The sequence below is a fragment of the Streptomyces atriruber genome (assembly GCF_001418325.1).
In the GTDB taxonomy this organism is placed as follows: Bacteria; Actinomycetota; Actinomycetes; order Streptomycetales; family Streptomycetaceae; genus Streptomyces; species Streptomyces atriruber.
On sequence record NZ_LIPN01000150.1, the window covers coordinates 21,081 to 35,878 of the forward strand.

Sequence of the window (14,798 nt, forward strand, 5' to 3'; positions counted from 1 at the left end):
CGCACGTAGCGTCGACACCATGAACGCTCCCTCCGAAACCCACGTCCACGAGCACACCCCCCGCCTCGCCTGGGCCCAGCACGCCCCCGAGGTCTTCAAGGCCATGATCAAGCTCGACGCGGCCGCCCGTAAGGGCCTCGACCCGGTGATCTACGAGCTCGTCAAGATCCGCGCCTCGCAGATCAACCGCTGCGCGCTCTGCCTCGACATGCACTCCAAGGACGCCATCGCGGCGGGCGAGAGCGTGGAGCGGATCATCCAGCTCAGCGCCTGGGAGGAGTCGCAGCACTTCTACACGGCGAAGGAGGTCGCCGCGCTCGAACTGACCGAGGCGATCACCGTTCTCACCGAGGGCTTCGTGCCCGACGAGGTGTACGCGCGGGCGGCCGCCCAGTTCGAGGAGGCGGAGCTGACCCAGCTGATCGCCGCGATCACCGTCATCAACGCGTGGAACCGCTTCGGCGTCAGCACCCGCCAGGTGCCGGGGCACTACAAGGCCGAGGGCGCCAAGTGAGCGCTCGCACCACGCACTTGGACCGCGGCGTCGCGGGCGCGATGAGTGCGCTGAGCGCCGCCGCGAAGAAGGGCCTCGGCGATCCCGTCCTCGCGGAGCTGGTCATGATCCGGGCCTCGCAGCTCAACGCCTGCGCCTTCTGCCTCGACATGCACGTGGACGTCGCCCTGGAGCACGGCGAGACCCCCAAGCGCCTCGCGCTCCTGAACGCCTGGGACGAGGCGGGCGGCCTCTTCAGCGAGCGCGAACGCGCGGCCCTCGCCCTGACCGAGGCCGTCACCGTCCTCACCGAGGGCTTCGTGCCCGACGCGGCGTACGCGAAGGCCGCCGAGCACTTCACCGAAGGTGAACTCGCCCATCTGCTGGGCGTGATCGCCGTCATCAACAGCTGGAACCGGCTGATGGTCAGCCGTCGCATCGAGCCCGGAGGCCCCGCATGGTGACCCCCCGTCCCGTCGACGCGCTGCGCGCCCTCCACCACGACCGGGCGCCCGGGGACCCGCTGGTCCTGCCCGGACCGTGGGACGCCGCGAGCGCCCGCGTGTTCCAGGACGCGGGGTACGAGGCGCTCGCCACGCCCAGCGCCGGCATCGCCCTCTCCCTCGGGTACGAGGACGGGCAGGTGCCGCCGAAGGAGATGTTCGAGGCGGTCGCCCGGATCACCCGGGCCGTCGACGTGCCGGTGACCATGGACGCCGAGACCGGCTACGGCCTCACGGCCAAGGAACTGGTGGACCGCCTCCTCGAAGCGGGCGCGGTCGGCTGCAACCTGGAGGACTCGTACGAGGGCAAGGGCTCGACGGGCATTCTCCGGGACCCTCAAGAGCAGGCGGACTGGCTGGCGCAGGTGCGGGAGGCGGCGGGCGACCGGCTGGTGATCAACGCGCGCGTCGACACGTTCGTCCGCGGGATCGCCGATCCGCAGCGGGCGATCGAGCGGGCCCGCCTGTACGTGGCCGCGGGCGCGGACTGCGTCTACCCGATCCTCGCGCCGGCCGAGGCGATCCCCGTGCTGCGGGCGGGCATCGAGGGACCGCTCAACGTCCTGGCGCTGCCGGACGGCCCCACCCTGCCCGAGCTGGGCGGGCTCGGCGCGACACGCATCACGTTCGGTCCCGGTCTGCTGCGCCGCACCATGGCGGCGCTGCGCGGGATCACCGAGGAGCTGGGCCGGGCATGACGGTGCCGGGCCCCCGTCCACCGGGGGCCCGGCACCGTACAGCCGTCAGCGAGCCGCTACTTGGACTTGGGCAGCCACGCCTTCCACTTCGACTCGTTCTTGTCGATCCACGCCTTCGCCGCGTCGTCCGGCGACATCTTCTTGTCGGCGATCATGAGGGAGACCTCGTTCTGGTCCGCCTCCGACCACTTGAAGTTCTTCAGGAACTCCGCCGCGTCGCCGCCGTTCTCGGCGAAGTCCGCGTTGAAGTACTTCTGAAGGGGCGTGTGCGGGTACTCGCACTTGATCTTCGCCGGGTCGGCGTCGCAGCCCTCCTTGTACTTGGGCAGCTTCACCTCCGTCATCGGCACCTTCTCGAAGAGCCACTGCGGCTTGTACCAGTACGTCAGGAACGGCTTCTGCTGCTTGGCGAACTGCTTGATCTGGGTGATCTGCGCCGCCTCGGAGCCCGCGAAGACGACCTGGTAGTCCAGGCCGAGGTTCTTCACGAGGGCCTTGTCGTTGGTGAGGAACGACGGGGAGCCGTCCATCAGCTGGCCCTTGCCGCCGCTCTCCGGAGTGCGGAACTCGTCGGCGTACTTGTTCAGGTTCTTCCAGTCGGTGATGTCCGGGTGCTTCTTCGCGAAGTACGTGGGGACGTACCAGCCGATGTGGCCGGTCACGCCGACGTCGCCGCCGCGCGCCACCGTCTTCTTGTCGTCGATGTAGAGCTTTTCCTGGTCCGGGTGGCCCCAGTCCTCCATGATCGCGTCGACGCGGCCCTGGCTGAGCGCGTCCCAGGCCGGGACCTCGTCGATCTGGACCTTGTCGACGCGGTAGCCCAGCTCGTGGTCGAGCAGATACGCGGCGACGGCCGCGTCCGCCTGCGCGCCCACCCAGGACTGGACGGAGAGCGTCACGGTCTTGGCACCCGCCGCGTTCGCGAACGGGGACGCCTGCTTGGTCATGTCGGCCTTGCCGCAGCCCGAGAGGGCGAGGAGAGCGGCACCCGCGCTCGCGGCAGCGATCACTCGCGTACGCATACGCATGTCAGGCTCCCTTCTTCGCGCGGTCTCGACGTTCCGTGGGCTGCGTCACCCGGTCCAGCATCAGGCCGAGGCAGACGACGGCGATGCCGCCGATCATGCCCACCGCCAGGTCGTTCTGCGCGATGCCGTAGAGGACGTCGTAACCGAGCGCGCCACCGCCGACCATGCCGCCGATGACGACGACGGCGAGGACGAGGACGACCGCCTGGTTGACGGCGAGCAGCAGCGTCGGTCGGGCCAGCGGAAGCTGGACCTGGCGCAGTTGCTGCCAGGTGGTGGCGCCGAGGGACTTCGAGGACTCCATCGCCGCCGGGCTGACCTGGCGCAGGCCCTGCGTGGTGATGCGGATGACGGCGGGCACCGCGTACGCGATGGCCGCGAAGGCCGCGGGGGCGCGGCCGACGCCGAAGAGGGCCACCGCCGGGATCAGGTACACGAACTGCGGCATCGTCTGCAGGATGTCCAGGAAGGGCCGGAGCACTCGCTCCAGGCGCTTGCTGCGGGCCGCCCCGATGCCGATCGCGAAGCCGATCACCACGGTGACGGCGACCGCGGCGAGCACCTGCGACAGCGTGTCGAGGGACTTGTCCCACACGCCGAGGACCCCGATGCCCGCCATCGCGAGCACGGCGGTGAGCCCGGTCTTCCAGGTACCGATCAGCCAGGCGAGGGTGGCGACGACGAGCAGCACCGACCACCAGGGCAGCCACTGCAGTCCGTCGCGGGTCGGGTTGAGGACCCAGGTGGTGAAGTGCGCGGCCCAGTCGGCGGTGCCGCCGATGACGGGGATGCCGGTGTAGAGGTGGTCGACGATCCACTCCTGGCCGGTGTTGACGGGACCGGCGATGTTCACGACCCAGCTGTCCGGCCAGTCGAGGCGGTCGGCGAAGCGGGCGGCGAGCGCGACGGCCACGGTCACGGCAGCGGCCACGGCCCAGCCGCGCCGGCCGCGCAGCGGCGAGGTGTCCTGGGCGTTCGCACCGAGGCGTTCCCCGGCCTCGCCCGTGACGCGGTCGAGGACGACGGCGATCAGCACGATCGGGAGACCGGCGGAGAGGGCCTGGCCGACGTCGACCGAGCCGAGCGCCTGGTAGACGCGGTCGCCGAGACCGGCGCCGCCGATCACCGACGCGATGACGGCCATCGAGAGGGCCATCATGATCGTCTGGTTGAGGCCGAGGAGGAGTTCCTTGCGGGCCAGCGGGAAGCGCGCGGAGACGAGCCGCTGGCGCCCCGTGGTGCCCAGCGAGGTCACGGCCTCCATGACGCCGGAGTCGGCGCCGCGCAGCCCCAGCGCGGTGAGCCGGGCCATCGGCGGCGCCGCGTAGATGACCGTCGCGATGAGCGCGGCGGGGACGCCGATGCCGAAGACCATGGCGACCGGCAGCAGATACGAGAAGGCCGGCAGCACCTGCATGGTGTCGAGGACCGGCCGCAGGATGCGGAACGTCCGGTCGCTCAGCCCGGCGGCGAGCCCGAGCAGCATGCCGACCACGACGGAGGCGAGCACGGCGACGACCATCAGCGCGAGGGTCTGCATCGTCGGCACCCACATGCCGAGCAGCCCGCACAGGCCGAACGAGGCGGCCGTGAGCACCGCGACCCGCACGCCCGCGACCCGCCAGGCGACCAGCGCGGCCCCGGCGAGGACACCGGCCCAGCCGCCCGCGAGGAGCACCAGGTAGACGGCGCGCACGGACGCCACGATGCCGTTGGAGACGTGCCCGAAGAAGTACACGAACAGCGGGTGGCTGTCGCGGTGGTCGACGATCCAGGTGGTGACGTTGCCGAACGGCTCGGACAGGTCGACGGTGAGGGCGCCCGGCCAGGCGCCGGAGGCCCACTTGGCGTTCGCGATCGGCACGAGGACCGCCGCGGCGACGGCGAGCAGCAGGAGCTTGCCGACGACGCGGTGACGCAGGAGCGCGCCGACTCCCGTATCTCGTACGGGACTTGAGGCGGTGGCGGTGGCCATCAGGCGACCACCTCGCCCTTGCCGGGGGCTGTCCGCTCGGTGCCCGCGACCACGGCGAGCAGGCCCGCGTGGTCCACGACGCCGAGGCAGCGCTTGCCGTCCATGACGCGCACCGGGAAGCCGGAGCGGGCGACGGCCTCGATGGCCTCGGAGACCTTGGCGTCCGGGGCGAGGGCCGCGCCGCGGCTCTCCTCGTCGGCGTCGGCCGGGCGCATGGCGCTGCGCACGCTCATCACGTCGGCGCGCACCACGTCGCGCACGAAGTCGCGGACGTAGTCGTCGGCCGGGGAGCCGACGATCTCCTCGGGGGTGCCGACCTGGACGACGCGGCCGTCGCGCATCAGGGCGATGCGGTCGCCGAGCTTGAGGGCCTCGCTGAGGTCGTGGGTGATGAAGACCATCGTGCGGCCCTCGTCGCGGTGCAGGCGCACGACTTCTTCCTGCATGTCGCGGCGGATCAGCGGGTCGAGGGCGCTGAACGGCTCGTCGAAGAGCAGGACTTCGGGATCCACGGCGAGGGCGCGGGCCAGGCCCACGCGCTGCTGCTGACCGCCGGAGAGCTGGCCGGGCTTGCGCTGCTCCAGACCCTCCAGGCCGACCTTCTTGACGACTTCGAGGGCCTTGGCGCGGCGCTCGGCCTTGCCGACGCCCTGGATCTCCAGGCCGTACGCGACGTTGTCGAGGACGGTGCGGTGCGGCAGGAGCCCGAAGTGCTGGAAGACCATGGCGGCGCGGTGGCGGCGGAGTTCGCGCAGGCGGGCCTTGTCCATGGCGAGGACGTCCTCGCCGTCGATGGCGAGGGTGCCGGAGGTCGGCTCGATGAGCCGGGTCAGGCAGCGCACGAGGGTGGACTTGCCGGAGCCCGACAGGCCCATGACGACGAAGACCTCGCCCTTGTTGACCTCGAAGGACACATCGCGCACGGCGGCGGTGCAGCCGGTCTGCTCACGCAGTTCGGCGGGGCTCAGGCCGTGCAGCGAGGTGTCGTCCGGTATTCGCTCGGCCTTGGGGCCGAAGACCTTCCAGAGGTTCCGGACGGCGAAGACGGGTCCGGCGGCGGGCGTGCTCTCCTGGTCCGTGGTCGTCACGGTGGCCTCGCTCATCGGCCGTCACCACCAAGGATCTCGGCACATTTCTCCCCGACCATGAGCACTCCGATCATCGGATTCACGGCGGGCATCGTCGGGAAGACGGATGCGTCCGCGATACGGATTCCTGCCAGGCCCCGGATCTTCAACTCCGGGTCGACCACGGCGAGTTCATCAGTGGAAGCACCCATTCGGCAGGTGCCCGCCGGGTGGTAGACGGTGTGCGCGGCCTTGCGGACGAGCTCACTGATCTCGGCGTCCTCGGTGACCTCGGGGCCGGGGAACACCTCGCGCTTGAGCCACTTCTTGAACGGCTCGGCCTGCGCGACCTTGCGCGCCAGCTTGATGCCGTCGACGAGCGTGCGCCCGTCGTAGTCGCCCTCGTCCTCGAAGTACTTGAAGTCGAGGGCGGGCTTCACCTCCGGGTCCGCCGACGTCAGGTAGAGACGGCCGCGGGCGCGGGACTTGGGGATGTTCGGGGTCATCGACACGCCGTGCTCGGGGCGTTCGTAGCCGAGCCGCTCCGGGTTGTCGGTGAACGGGATCTGGTAGAAGTGGAACATCAGGTCCGGGCCCTTGTGGTCCGGGTCCCGCTTCACGAACAGACCGGCGTCCGAGTCCATCGCGGAGTTGCCGGGGATCGGCCCGTTGGTCTCCCAGACGATGACCGACTCGGGGTGGTCGATGAGGTTCTCGCCGACGCCCGGCAGGTCGTGCACGACCGGGATGCCGAGGGCTTCGAGGTCCTTCTTCGGGCCGATGCCGGAGTGCATCAGCAGTCGCGGCGTGTCGACGGCACCGGCGCAGACCAGCACCTCGCGGCGGGCGGTGAACAGCTTCTCCACACCCTCCTTGGTGCGGATGTGGACACCGCGCGCGGTCCTGCCGTCGAGCTCCAGCTTGGTGGCCCAGGTCTCCAGGAAGAGGTGGAGGTTCGGGCGGTCACCGGCCTCCATGTGGGGGTGGAGGTAGGCGACGGACGCGGAGGAGCGCTTGTTGTTCTCCGGGTGGTACGAGAGGTCGAAGAAGCCGACGCCCTCGTCGAAGGGCTTGTCGTTGAAGCCGATGACCTCGGGGACGCCCAGCGCGGTCTTCGTCGCCTCGACCCAGTCGCTGGCGATCTGGTTCTGGTCCTTCTTGGCGACGCGCACGATGTTGTTGCGCAGCTTGCCGAAGTAGGGGTCCATGGCCTTGGCGTTCCAGCCGGTGGCGCCCGCCGCCTCCCACTCGTCCCAGTCGGACGGCAGGGGCTTGAAGGAGATCAGGGTGTTGTGCGACGAGCAGCCGCCGAGCACCTTGGCGCGGCTGTGCAGGATGTGGGAGTTGCCGCGCGGCTGCTCCGTGGTCGTGTACTCGTAGTCCAGCTCGCCGCCGAGCAGGCCGAGCCACTTGCGCAGCGTGAGGACGTCCTCCCGGTCGATGTCGCTGGGGCCGCCCTCGATGACGGCGACGGTGACGTCCGGGTCCTCGGTGAGGCGGGACGCGATCACCGATCCTGCGGTGCCGCCACCGACGATGACGTAGTCGAACTCGGTCTGGTCAGACATGCGTACGTGCTCCTCTTCCTGCGAGGTCGTGCCAAGGTGCTTGCGCGTAATGAGCGGGGGGTGCTTGAACGTGTCGCGCGGGGCGGACTTCCCGCCCCGCGCGTGCCTCTGTCCGGTCCGGTCAGCCGGCGAACCAGCGCACCGGCTCCGGCGCCAGGTTCTGGTAGATGTGCTTGGCCTCGCGGTACTCGGCGAGACCCGCGGGACCGAGCTCGCGCCCGACACCGCTCTTGCCGAAGCCGCCCCACTCCGCCTGCGGCAGGTAGGGGTGGAAGTCGTTGATCCAGATGGTGCCGTGGCGCATCCGGCGGGCCATGCGGCGGGCGCGGCCCGAGTCGCTGGTCCACACGGCGCCCGCGAGGCCGTACTCGGTGTCGTTGGCGAGGGCGACGGCCTCGTCCTCGGTGCGGAAGGTCTCGACGCTGAGGACGGGCCCGAAGACCTCTTCCCGTACGACCCGCATCCCGCGGTGGCACTGGTCGAGGACGGTCGGCTCGTAGAAGTACCCCTCGGCCGGGCGCACGTCGCTCGGCTCGGGCCGCTTGCCGCCGGAGCGCAGCACGGCCCCCTCCTCCAGGGCGGAGGCGACGTACATCTCGGTCTTCTCGCGCTGCTGCTGCGAGACGAGCGGGCCGCACTCGACACCGTCCTCGGTGCCGCGCCCGAGCTTGATCTTCGCGGCCCGGCGGGCGAGCTCGGCGACGAACCGCTCGCGCACGGACTCCTCGATGATGAGGCGGCCACCGGCGGAGCAGACCTGCCCGCTGTGGATGAAGGCAGCGTTCAGCGCCTGGTCGACGGCGGTGTCGAAACCTTCCTCCGTGGCGCAGGCGTCGGCGAACACCACGTTGGGGTTCTTGCCGCCGAGCTCCAGGGCGACCTTCTTCACGCCGAGCGCGGCGGCCTGGGCGACCTTGGTGCCGGAGACCAGGCCACCGGTGAAGGAGACCAGGTCGACGTCGGGGTGGTCGGACAGCCGGGCGCCGACGGTGTGGCCGGGGCCGGTCACGATGTTCGCGACTCCGGCGGGGAGACCGGCCTCGACGAGCAGCTCGATCAGCGCGACCGTCGTCAGCGGAGTGACCTCGCTCGGCTTGATGACGAAGGTGTTGCCCGCGGCGAGCGCGGGGGCGATCTTCCAGCTGGCCTGGAGCAGCGGATAGTTCCAGGGCGTGATCATCGTGCAGACGCCGATGGGCTCGTGCACGACGACGCTGTGGATGTCGTCGGACCCGGCGTCGACGACGCGCCCGGCGCCTTCGCCGATGACGAGGTCGGCGAAGTAACGGAAGGCGTCCGCGACGCAGTCGACGTCGACGCGGCCCTCTTCGAGGGTCTTGCCCGCATCGCGGCTCTCCAGGAGCCCGATCTTCTCGCGGTCGCGTACGAGGAGGTCGGCGACGCGGCGCAGGAGCGCGGCGCGCTCGGCCACGGGCGTGGCCGGCCAGGGGCCTTCGTCGAAGGCCTTGCGGGCGGCTGCGATGGCGGCGTCCGCGTCTTCCGATCCGCCCTCGGCGATCACGGCGAACGGCTTGGCGTCCGCCGGGTCGAGGATGTCGCGGGTGGCGCCGGAGATGGCGGCAAGCCACTCTCCGTCCACATGGATGGTCTGTTGTGCGGACACGTCCCGTTTGCCTTCCGTTCCTGTCATATGCCCCGCCTGTCACTCGCGGTAGCCGGGTGCACCTGCCCTGAGGGGGAGAAACCATGCCTGTCTCATGGCCGAAAGTGCGCCGTGTCACTGCGTGTGCGGGCACTCGGAGCAAAACATACGCTCGATGCCCGCCCGGTCACTGCAGGTGACGAAATGATCGGAACATTGCGCCCGGGGAATCCCCCGTAAGCACGGCTTCGGGGGATACGGGTCACGCGCCGCCCGTGAGGTCGTCCTCGGGGTCATCGGCGGGCTCGTCGGCGGCCGTCAGCCCGGCCAGCCACAGCGGCATCAGCCAGTGCACGACGAACACGCTGAACAGCACCGGGAAGATCAGCCCCTCGATCTCCACCCCGGCGAGACCGAGGCCGCCCACCAGGACGGTCGCGGCCAGCAGGAGCCACATCATGACGTACTGCGCGCGGGCCGCCACGCGGTTCTTCTCGGCGCGCTGCCGCTCGTCCAGGACGCGGGCACGCAGTTCGAGGAGGCCGCGGGTCGCGCCGTTGATGACACCGGTCGCCACGCACCACGGCAACAGGACCCCGAGTATCCCGAAGGTGGCCCAGCGCTCGTCGCCGAGCACGGAGTAGAGCCAGCACGCGATGCCGAGCGCGGTCAGCACGATGTGCGTGACGACGACGGTCCGGCGGCGGGCCGCGGTGGCGTGGAGCGGGGCGGCCTCGCGGCGGTTCATGATCGCGTACATGCGCCGGTCGTAGCCGGTGACGGGGCGCTGCTCGTCGGTCTTCATCATTCGTTCCTCCCGTAGACCTGATCCGTGAGCGGGCGAAAGGGTTCGAGGGAGAACAGGGCCTCGACCGGCAGCGCGAAGAACTTCGCGATCTTCAGCGCGAGGTCGAGACTCGGGTTGTACTGCCCGCGCTCGATGTAGCCGATGGTCTGGTAGTGGGCTCCCACTGCCTCGGCCAGGCTCTGACGCGACACCTTTCGCTCGGCGCGCACCATCGCCAACCTGTTGTGCACTTGCTCGCTCATGTATAAGAAGTACTACATTCACGAGTACGACAGCAATAACCCGGGCGGCCATAGCCCCGGCGGCAGCAGCCACGAGGATGGGGAGCGGCAGACATGTTCGGCACCAAGCGGGAATTGATGGTGATCGCCCTGCGCGACACGGACGCGGTCGCGGACGAGCTGCGCGAGGCACTCGCGACAGCCGACGAGAGGGACCGCCCCGGCCTTGAGCGCGCGGCGGCGCTCCTCGCCCGCACGGCCGCCGTCCCGGACTCCGAGATACGCGGCCGCTGGGCCCTGCGCCGCATCACCGCCGCCGGGTACACGGGCCCCGCCGACTCCGTCCACGCGATCAAAACCCTGCGCCGGGCCGAGCCGGGCCTGAGCCTGGCGTCGGCGGTGCAGCTGTCCAAGGAGGCGGCGACACTGCAGGCGGCGGGCTCGTCTCACGCCTGAGCCGGGGGGCGACTCACTCCCCCACCAGCAGATTGTGCGCCGGTCACCGGCCGGGCCTGGGCAGGAAGAAGTCCAGGGCGATCTTCGCCCTGCTTCGCTGCAACGGCCACTCGTCGGCGGGGCCGTCGACGAGGAGGGCGTACTGAGGGCCGGCATTCTCGGTCATGAACGCCCAGTCCCAGACTCGATGCTCGCCGTCATTCGGCCTGTCGTACGTGAAGGTCAGCATGGACCTGGTGTTGTTGTATTCGACCAGTTCGTCCTGCCGGTAGTCGGGGAGGGCGTCGCGGCCCTCCTTGAGGGCCTCGGACGTGCGGCTCAGCGCCTCATACGGAGTGATCTCCAGGCCGGAGGGCGTGGAGACCTGCAGCCGCGAGCGCCCGTCCGGCGACTCGTAGTAAACCTGCACTCCCTTGGTACGGCGTTCCCAGCCGCTCGGCACGGCGGTCGCGAAACCCTTCGGGTCCTCCCGCATCTCGTAGCCCTCCGGCACCGAACTCGCCCGGCTCCCGGGCTCGGGCGTCGGGACGGAGCTGCTCGTCCGGTCTCCGGGCTCGGGCGCCGGGGCGGAGGCGCTCGTCCGTTCTCCGGGGCCGGGCGTCGTGACGGAGGCGCTCACCGCGGGACGGCCGTCCGCCCGGCCGTTCCCGCCGTCGTCGCGCCCCCACACCAGCCACCCGCCGCCAAGGCCAACGGCCACCAGGACACCCACCACGACGACGGCGAGATGCCGACGGGGCGGACGGCCGCTCGGCGGGCCGTACCCGGGGAAGCGTTGGCCCTGGGGCTCCGAGGAGTCCGGCCCGTCGGGGCTCCGCAGCGGCACCGGCTCCGCGGAGGGGGCCACGCCCGGCTCCCAGCGCTGGGTCGCGGCGTTCCAGTGCACGGGGTCACCGCGCCCGCCCATGGTCAGCCGCCCAACAGCGCACGCACCGACTCGGCGACCGCCGCACCCGACGCCAGGACCCCGATCCCGGCACCCGCGTCCGCCAGAGCGGTCCGCAGCCGGGCGAGCCTGCCGGGGCCGGCGCCGCCGGTCGACGTGATCTCGGCCTCGGTAGCGGCCAGTTCGGCGTCGAGAGCGGCCGTCCTGTCGTCGCCGGACAGACGTGTCAGGTCCTCGCGCAGCCTCCGCACGGCGGAAAGGAGCTCCTCCTCGGCCCGGTCGCGCACCGGACCTCCAGCCTCGTAGTACGTCACCTCGTTGCCGTCACCGATCGCGAAGGCGCCCTCCACGCTGCCGATATGGATGCCCGCGGCGCGTTCCTCAGGTGTTCCCATGGTTCCCCCCGTTCCGGCGCGCCGCCGTCGTGGCGGTCGCTCCAACGGTGTTGCTGGTGACGACGTTCCTATCGCCGAAGGCCAAGGCGCCCACCGTCCCGATGCTCAGCGTGTCGACGGCTAGTTCCACCTTCTTCTCGAACCCCTCGGTCTCCCAGCCCGCTTCGTACAGCGCCCGCCGTACCCCGCCCGTCACCCGGTCCTGGATGGACTTGAGGTAGCGGCTGACGTCCATCTCCTGGAAGAGCGAGGCCCGGTCGTCCGAACCGAGCTCCCGCACGGACATCCACGGACCGTCGGCGAGAGCCTTCGCGTGGCCGCCGGAGGCGATCCGCCACAGCACCCCCGACGCCCACCACATCGTCACGGCGGCGCGCCCGGCCGAGGCAGGCACATGGCCGAGCGCCCAGACGGTCTTGCCGAAGCGATTGTTGTGCCGGTATTGGTAGGCGACTCGGTCGGCGTACTGATACAGCTGCCGCACCGGGCGCAGCACATGAGGGGCGATCTCCAGCATCAGCATCCCGCCCTGGGTGTGGGCCCGGACGAACACCGTCGTGACGATCTCCTCGTCCCAGCCGCCGACCCTGACCCGCAGGAAGTGCCGCCGGGTCTCGCCGCCCTCCTCGACCGAACGGAACCGGTGCTCCTCGAACGCCTCGGGCCCGTAGGGCGCCTGGGACCTGCGCGGCAGACCGTCCACCGGCAGGAACACCACCTCGTCGATCTCCAGCTCACGCAGCCGGTCGCGCACGGCGAGGGCACGGTAGGGCGCACCGTGCGGGGACGGCACGCGCAACGCCTCGAGGAGCGGCACGATGTGGCCCAGGAGCACCGTGTTGTCGAGAGGCTCGGGCTGGACGCCCTCACGCGGCCGCAGCTCCACCGCCAGGGACCACGGCGCGTACGGCTTGCCCGCCCCACAGAAGGGGTCCGCCGCCCGGTACATGATCAGGCTCGCCCGCTGCTCGACGTGGATACGGCGACGCAGCCGGTGGAAACGCTCGCCCTCCGCCTGCTCGGCCGGATCGGCGGCGAGATCGGGGAACCGGTCCCTGGACAGCTCACCGGTCAGTGCCTTGGCGAACTGGCCGCCCTGTGCGGCCACCACCCAGGCCATCAGGAGGGGCAGGGCGAGGGCGAACCACGCCGAAGCCGGGTCCACTCTGATGCCCGTGCCCGTGCCGGTGTCGAGAAGACTGCCGCCGTCCCCGGCGGCGAGGCCGAGGAGCAGCATGAGCACGAAGACGAGTAACCCCCGTCCACCCCAGCGCAGCTGCCACGCCACGACGCGCCAGAAAAAGGAGGAGCGCCTGACGATCACCCGGATCCATCCCGCGAGGACGAGCATCGCGAAGGACGGCAGATAGAGGAGGACAAGGCCCCGGGTGAGGGGCAGGGCCGCGACCCACAGCAGGAGGATCACGAGCGCCCAGCCGAACTCGACGCGCCGGGCGCGCAGCGCGTGGGCGAGCACGCGGGTGGCGTCGATGCCGAGCGAGGGGGCGGCGATGCGCTCCTCATGGACGTACAGCTCGTCGATCACCGCCTCGCGGAAGCGGACGTCGACGTAGGAGCCCGCGCACAGGAGCCGGGTCGCCTCGCTCGCACTCGGGTCACCACCGGGACCGGTGAGACTGCCGGTCCGCTGAGGTGCTTGGGTGTGCGTCACGAGTACCCCCGATGCGCCGACTGCCTCGGCTCGCGGGCGAGCCGGAAGCTGCGGCACTTTCAGCGTACGGGCAAGTACTCCTCCGTGTCGTACGCCAATAAGACCGACCCCCGGCGGTCTTACCGGCTGCCGGGGGTCGGTCTCTCAGTCGTGCTCGTACGCGCCGACTCAGATGAGGCCGAGACCGCGGACGGCCTCGCGCTCCTCGGTGAGCTCCTGGACGGAGGCGTCGATGCGCGTACGCGAGAACTCGTTGATCTCCAGGCCCTGGACGATCGAGTACGCGCCGTCCTTCACGGTCACCGGGAAGGAGGAGATGAGGCCCTCCGGCACGCCGTACGAACCGTCCGACGGGATACCCATGGAGGTCCAGTCGCCCTCGGCCGTGCCGTTGACCCACGTGTGGACGTGGTCGATGGCGGCGTTGGCGGCGGAGGCGGCCGACGAGGCGCCACGGGCCTCGATGATCGCGGCACCGCGCTTGGCGACGGTCGGAATGAAGGTGTCGGCGAGCCAGGCCTGGTCGTTCACGACCTCGGCGGCGTTCTTGCCGGCGATCTCCGCGTGGAAGATGTCCGGGTACTGGGTGGCCGAGTGGTTGCCCCAGATGGTGAGCCGCTTGATGTCGGCGACGGACGAGCCCGTCTTCTTCGCCAGCTGCGACAGGGCGCGGTTGTGATCCAGACGGGTCATCGCGGTGAAGCGCTCGGCCGGTACGTCCGGGGCGGCGGCCTGCGCGATGAGCGCGTTGGTGTTGGCGGGGTTGCCGACGACCAGGACCTTGATGTCGTCCGCGGCGTGGTCGTTGATGGCCTTGCCCTGCGGCTTGAAGATGCCGCCGTTGGCCTCGAGGAGGTCACCGCGCTCCATGCCCTTGGTGCGGGGGCGGGCGCCGACGAGAAGGGCCACGTTGGCCCCGTCGAAGGCGACGTTCGGGTCGTCGCTGATCTCGATCGAGTTCAGCAGCGGGAAGGCGCAGTCGTCGAGCTCCATGGCGGTGCCCTCGGCGGCCTTCAGCGCCGGCGTGATCTCGAGAAGGCGCAGGTTGACCGGCACGTCCGCGCCGAGCAGGTGGCCCGAGGCGATGCGGAAGAGCAGCGCGTAGCCGATCTGGCCGGCCGCGCCGGTGACGGTGACATTCACGGGAGTGCGGGTCATGGCGATCTCCGTAAGACAGCTGGCGGTGGGGGTCCCTGTCCTTCGTACGTGGATCCCCTGGTTCCTGGATCCCCGCCGACGCCTCTTCGAGTCCTCGATCGCCTCTCGATGATCGATCTCTTGGCATCAAGAGAGATCCGCCGTCAGGCTATCGCGCCCCGGCGACACCTTGCCGCCGGGTCGGTGTGGCCCGGCCCACAGCTTGTGCCTCCCCCTAAAAAAAGGGGGGCGGCCGCCACGAGGGGGGGGAGCGTGGCGGCCGCCGTG

The 14,798-nt window shown here is 70.6% G+C and carries 15 protein-coding genes; 4 read left to right on the plus strand and 11 right to left on the minus strand.

Going from position 1 to position 14,798, the window contains the following annotated elements:
* The first annotated feature begins 19 nt into the window (after positions 1–19).
* Genes AOK03_RS17135 through AOK03_RS17145 form a run of 3 tightly spaced genes read left to right on the plus strand, consistent with a single transcriptional unit; the run spans position 20 to position 1,694 of the window.
* A complete protein-coding gene (locus tag AOK03_RS17135; RefSeq protein ID WP_055566158.1) occupies positions 20–514 on the plus strand; it encodes a carboxymuconolactone decarboxylase family protein in 495 nt (164 codons plus the stop codon).
* Complete coding sequence (locus AOK03_RS17140; protein ID WP_055566143.1) at positions 511–957, plus strand: carboxymuconolactone decarboxylase family protein; 447 nt, start codon at positions 511–513, stop codon at positions 955–957. Before AOK03_RS17135 ends, AOK03_RS17140 begins: the two co-directional genes overlap by 4 nt.
* Positions 951–1,694: an isocitrate lyase/PEP mutase family protein gene (locus AOK03_RS17145; protein WP_055566144.1), complete on the plus strand. Its 744-nt coding sequence runs from the start codon at positions 951–953 to the stop codon at positions 1,692–1,694. Before AOK03_RS17140 ends, AOK03_RS17145 begins: the two co-directional genes overlap by 7 nt.
* Positions 1,695–1,750: 56 nt before the next feature.
* On the opposite strand, the gene AOK03_RS17150 is transcribed toward AOK03_RS17145, so the two are convergent.
* The 7 genes from AOK03_RS17150 to AOK03_RS17180 form a co-directional block, all read right to left on the minus strand.
* A complete protein-coding gene (locus AOK03_RS17150) occupies positions 1,751–2,716 on the minus strand; it encodes an ABC transporter substrate-binding protein (protein WP_425264389.1) in 966 nt (321 codons plus the stop codon).
* Between the two features lie 7 nt (positions 2,717–2,723).
* Positions 2,724–4,697, minus strand: a complete 1,974-nt coding sequence (locus tag AOK03_RS17155) for an ABC transporter permease (protein WP_055566146.1) — start codon at positions 4,695–4,697, stop codon at positions 2,724–2,726.
* Positions 4,697–5,800 (minus strand): quaternary amine ABC transporter ATP-binding protein, encoded by a 1,104-nt coding sequence (locus AOK03_RS17160; RefSeq protein WP_055566147.1) that lies wholly within the window; start codon positions 5,798–5,800, stop codon positions 4,697–4,699. Before AOK03_RS17160 ends, AOK03_RS17155 begins: the two co-directional genes overlap by 1 nt.
* Positions 5,797–7,332: a GMC family oxidoreductase gene (locus AOK03_RS17165; protein WP_055566148.1), complete on the minus strand. Its 1,536-nt coding sequence runs from the start codon at positions 7,330–7,332 to the stop codon at positions 5,797–5,799. Before AOK03_RS17165 ends, AOK03_RS17160 begins: the two co-directional genes overlap by 4 nt.
* Before the next feature lie 121 nt (positions 7,333–7,453).
* The gene (locus AOK03_RS17170; RefSeq protein ID WP_208609548.1) at positions 7,454–8,983 is read right to left on the minus strand and encodes an aldehyde dehydrogenase family protein; all 1,530 of its coding nucleotides are present in this window, start codon (positions 8,981–8,983) and stop codon (positions 7,454–7,456) included.
* 214 nt (positions 8,984–9,197) lie between these two features.
* The gene (locus AOK03_RS17175) at positions 9,198–9,743 is read right to left on the minus strand and encodes a hypothetical protein (RefSeq protein ID WP_244177646.1); all 546 of its coding nucleotides are present in this window, start codon (positions 9,741–9,743) and stop codon (positions 9,198–9,200) included.
* On the minus strand, positions 9,740–9,985 hold the full coding sequence (locus AOK03_RS17180) for a helix-turn-helix transcriptional regulator (RefSeq protein WP_055566151.1): 246 nt from the start codon (positions 9,983–9,985) through the stop codon (positions 9,740–9,742). The genes AOK03_RS17175 and AOK03_RS17180 overlap by 4 nt, the downstream gene beginning before the upstream one ends.
* Positions 9,986–10,078: 93 nt before the next feature.
* Here AOK03_RS17180 and AOK03_RS17185 point away from each other — a divergent pair, with 93 nt between their 5' ends.
* The gene (locus tag AOK03_RS17185; protein ID WP_055566152.1) at positions 10,079–10,420 is read left to right on the plus strand and encodes a hypothetical protein; all 342 of its coding nucleotides are present in this window, start codon (positions 10,079–10,081) and stop codon (positions 10,418–10,420) included.
* Positions 10,421–10,463: 43 nt separating this feature from the next.
* Here AOK03_RS17185 and AOK03_RS17190 read toward each other — a convergent pair whose 3' ends face one another.
* The 4 genes from AOK03_RS17190 to AOK03_RS17205 all read right to left on the minus strand — a co-directional run bounded on the left by AOK03_RS17190 (position 10,464) and on the right by AOK03_RS17205 (position 14,531).
* The gene (locus AOK03_RS17190; RefSeq protein WP_157868979.1) at positions 10,464–11,306 is read right to left on the minus strand and encodes a hypothetical protein; all 843 of its coding nucleotides are present in this window, start codon (positions 11,304–11,306) and stop codon (positions 10,464–10,466) included.
* 23 nt (positions 11,307–11,329) lie between these two features.
* Positions 11,330–11,701, minus strand: coding sequence for a hypothetical protein (locus AOK03_RS17195; protein WP_055566154.1), 372 nt, complete (start codon positions 11,699–11,701; stop codon positions 11,330–11,332).
* Positions 11,688–13,373 (minus strand): hypothetical protein, encoded by a 1,686-nt coding sequence (locus tag AOK03_RS17200; protein WP_055566155.1) that lies wholly within the window; start codon positions 13,371–13,373, stop codon positions 11,688–11,690. Before AOK03_RS17200 ends, AOK03_RS17195 begins: the two co-directional genes overlap by 14 nt.
* A 168-nt stretch (positions 13,374–13,541) precedes the next feature.
* Entirely contained in the window at positions 13,542–14,531 is a 990-nt protein-coding gene (locus AOK03_RS17205; protein ID WP_055566156.1) for a malate dehydrogenase, read from the minus strand.
* Positions 14,532–14,798 lie beyond the last annotated feature (267 nt).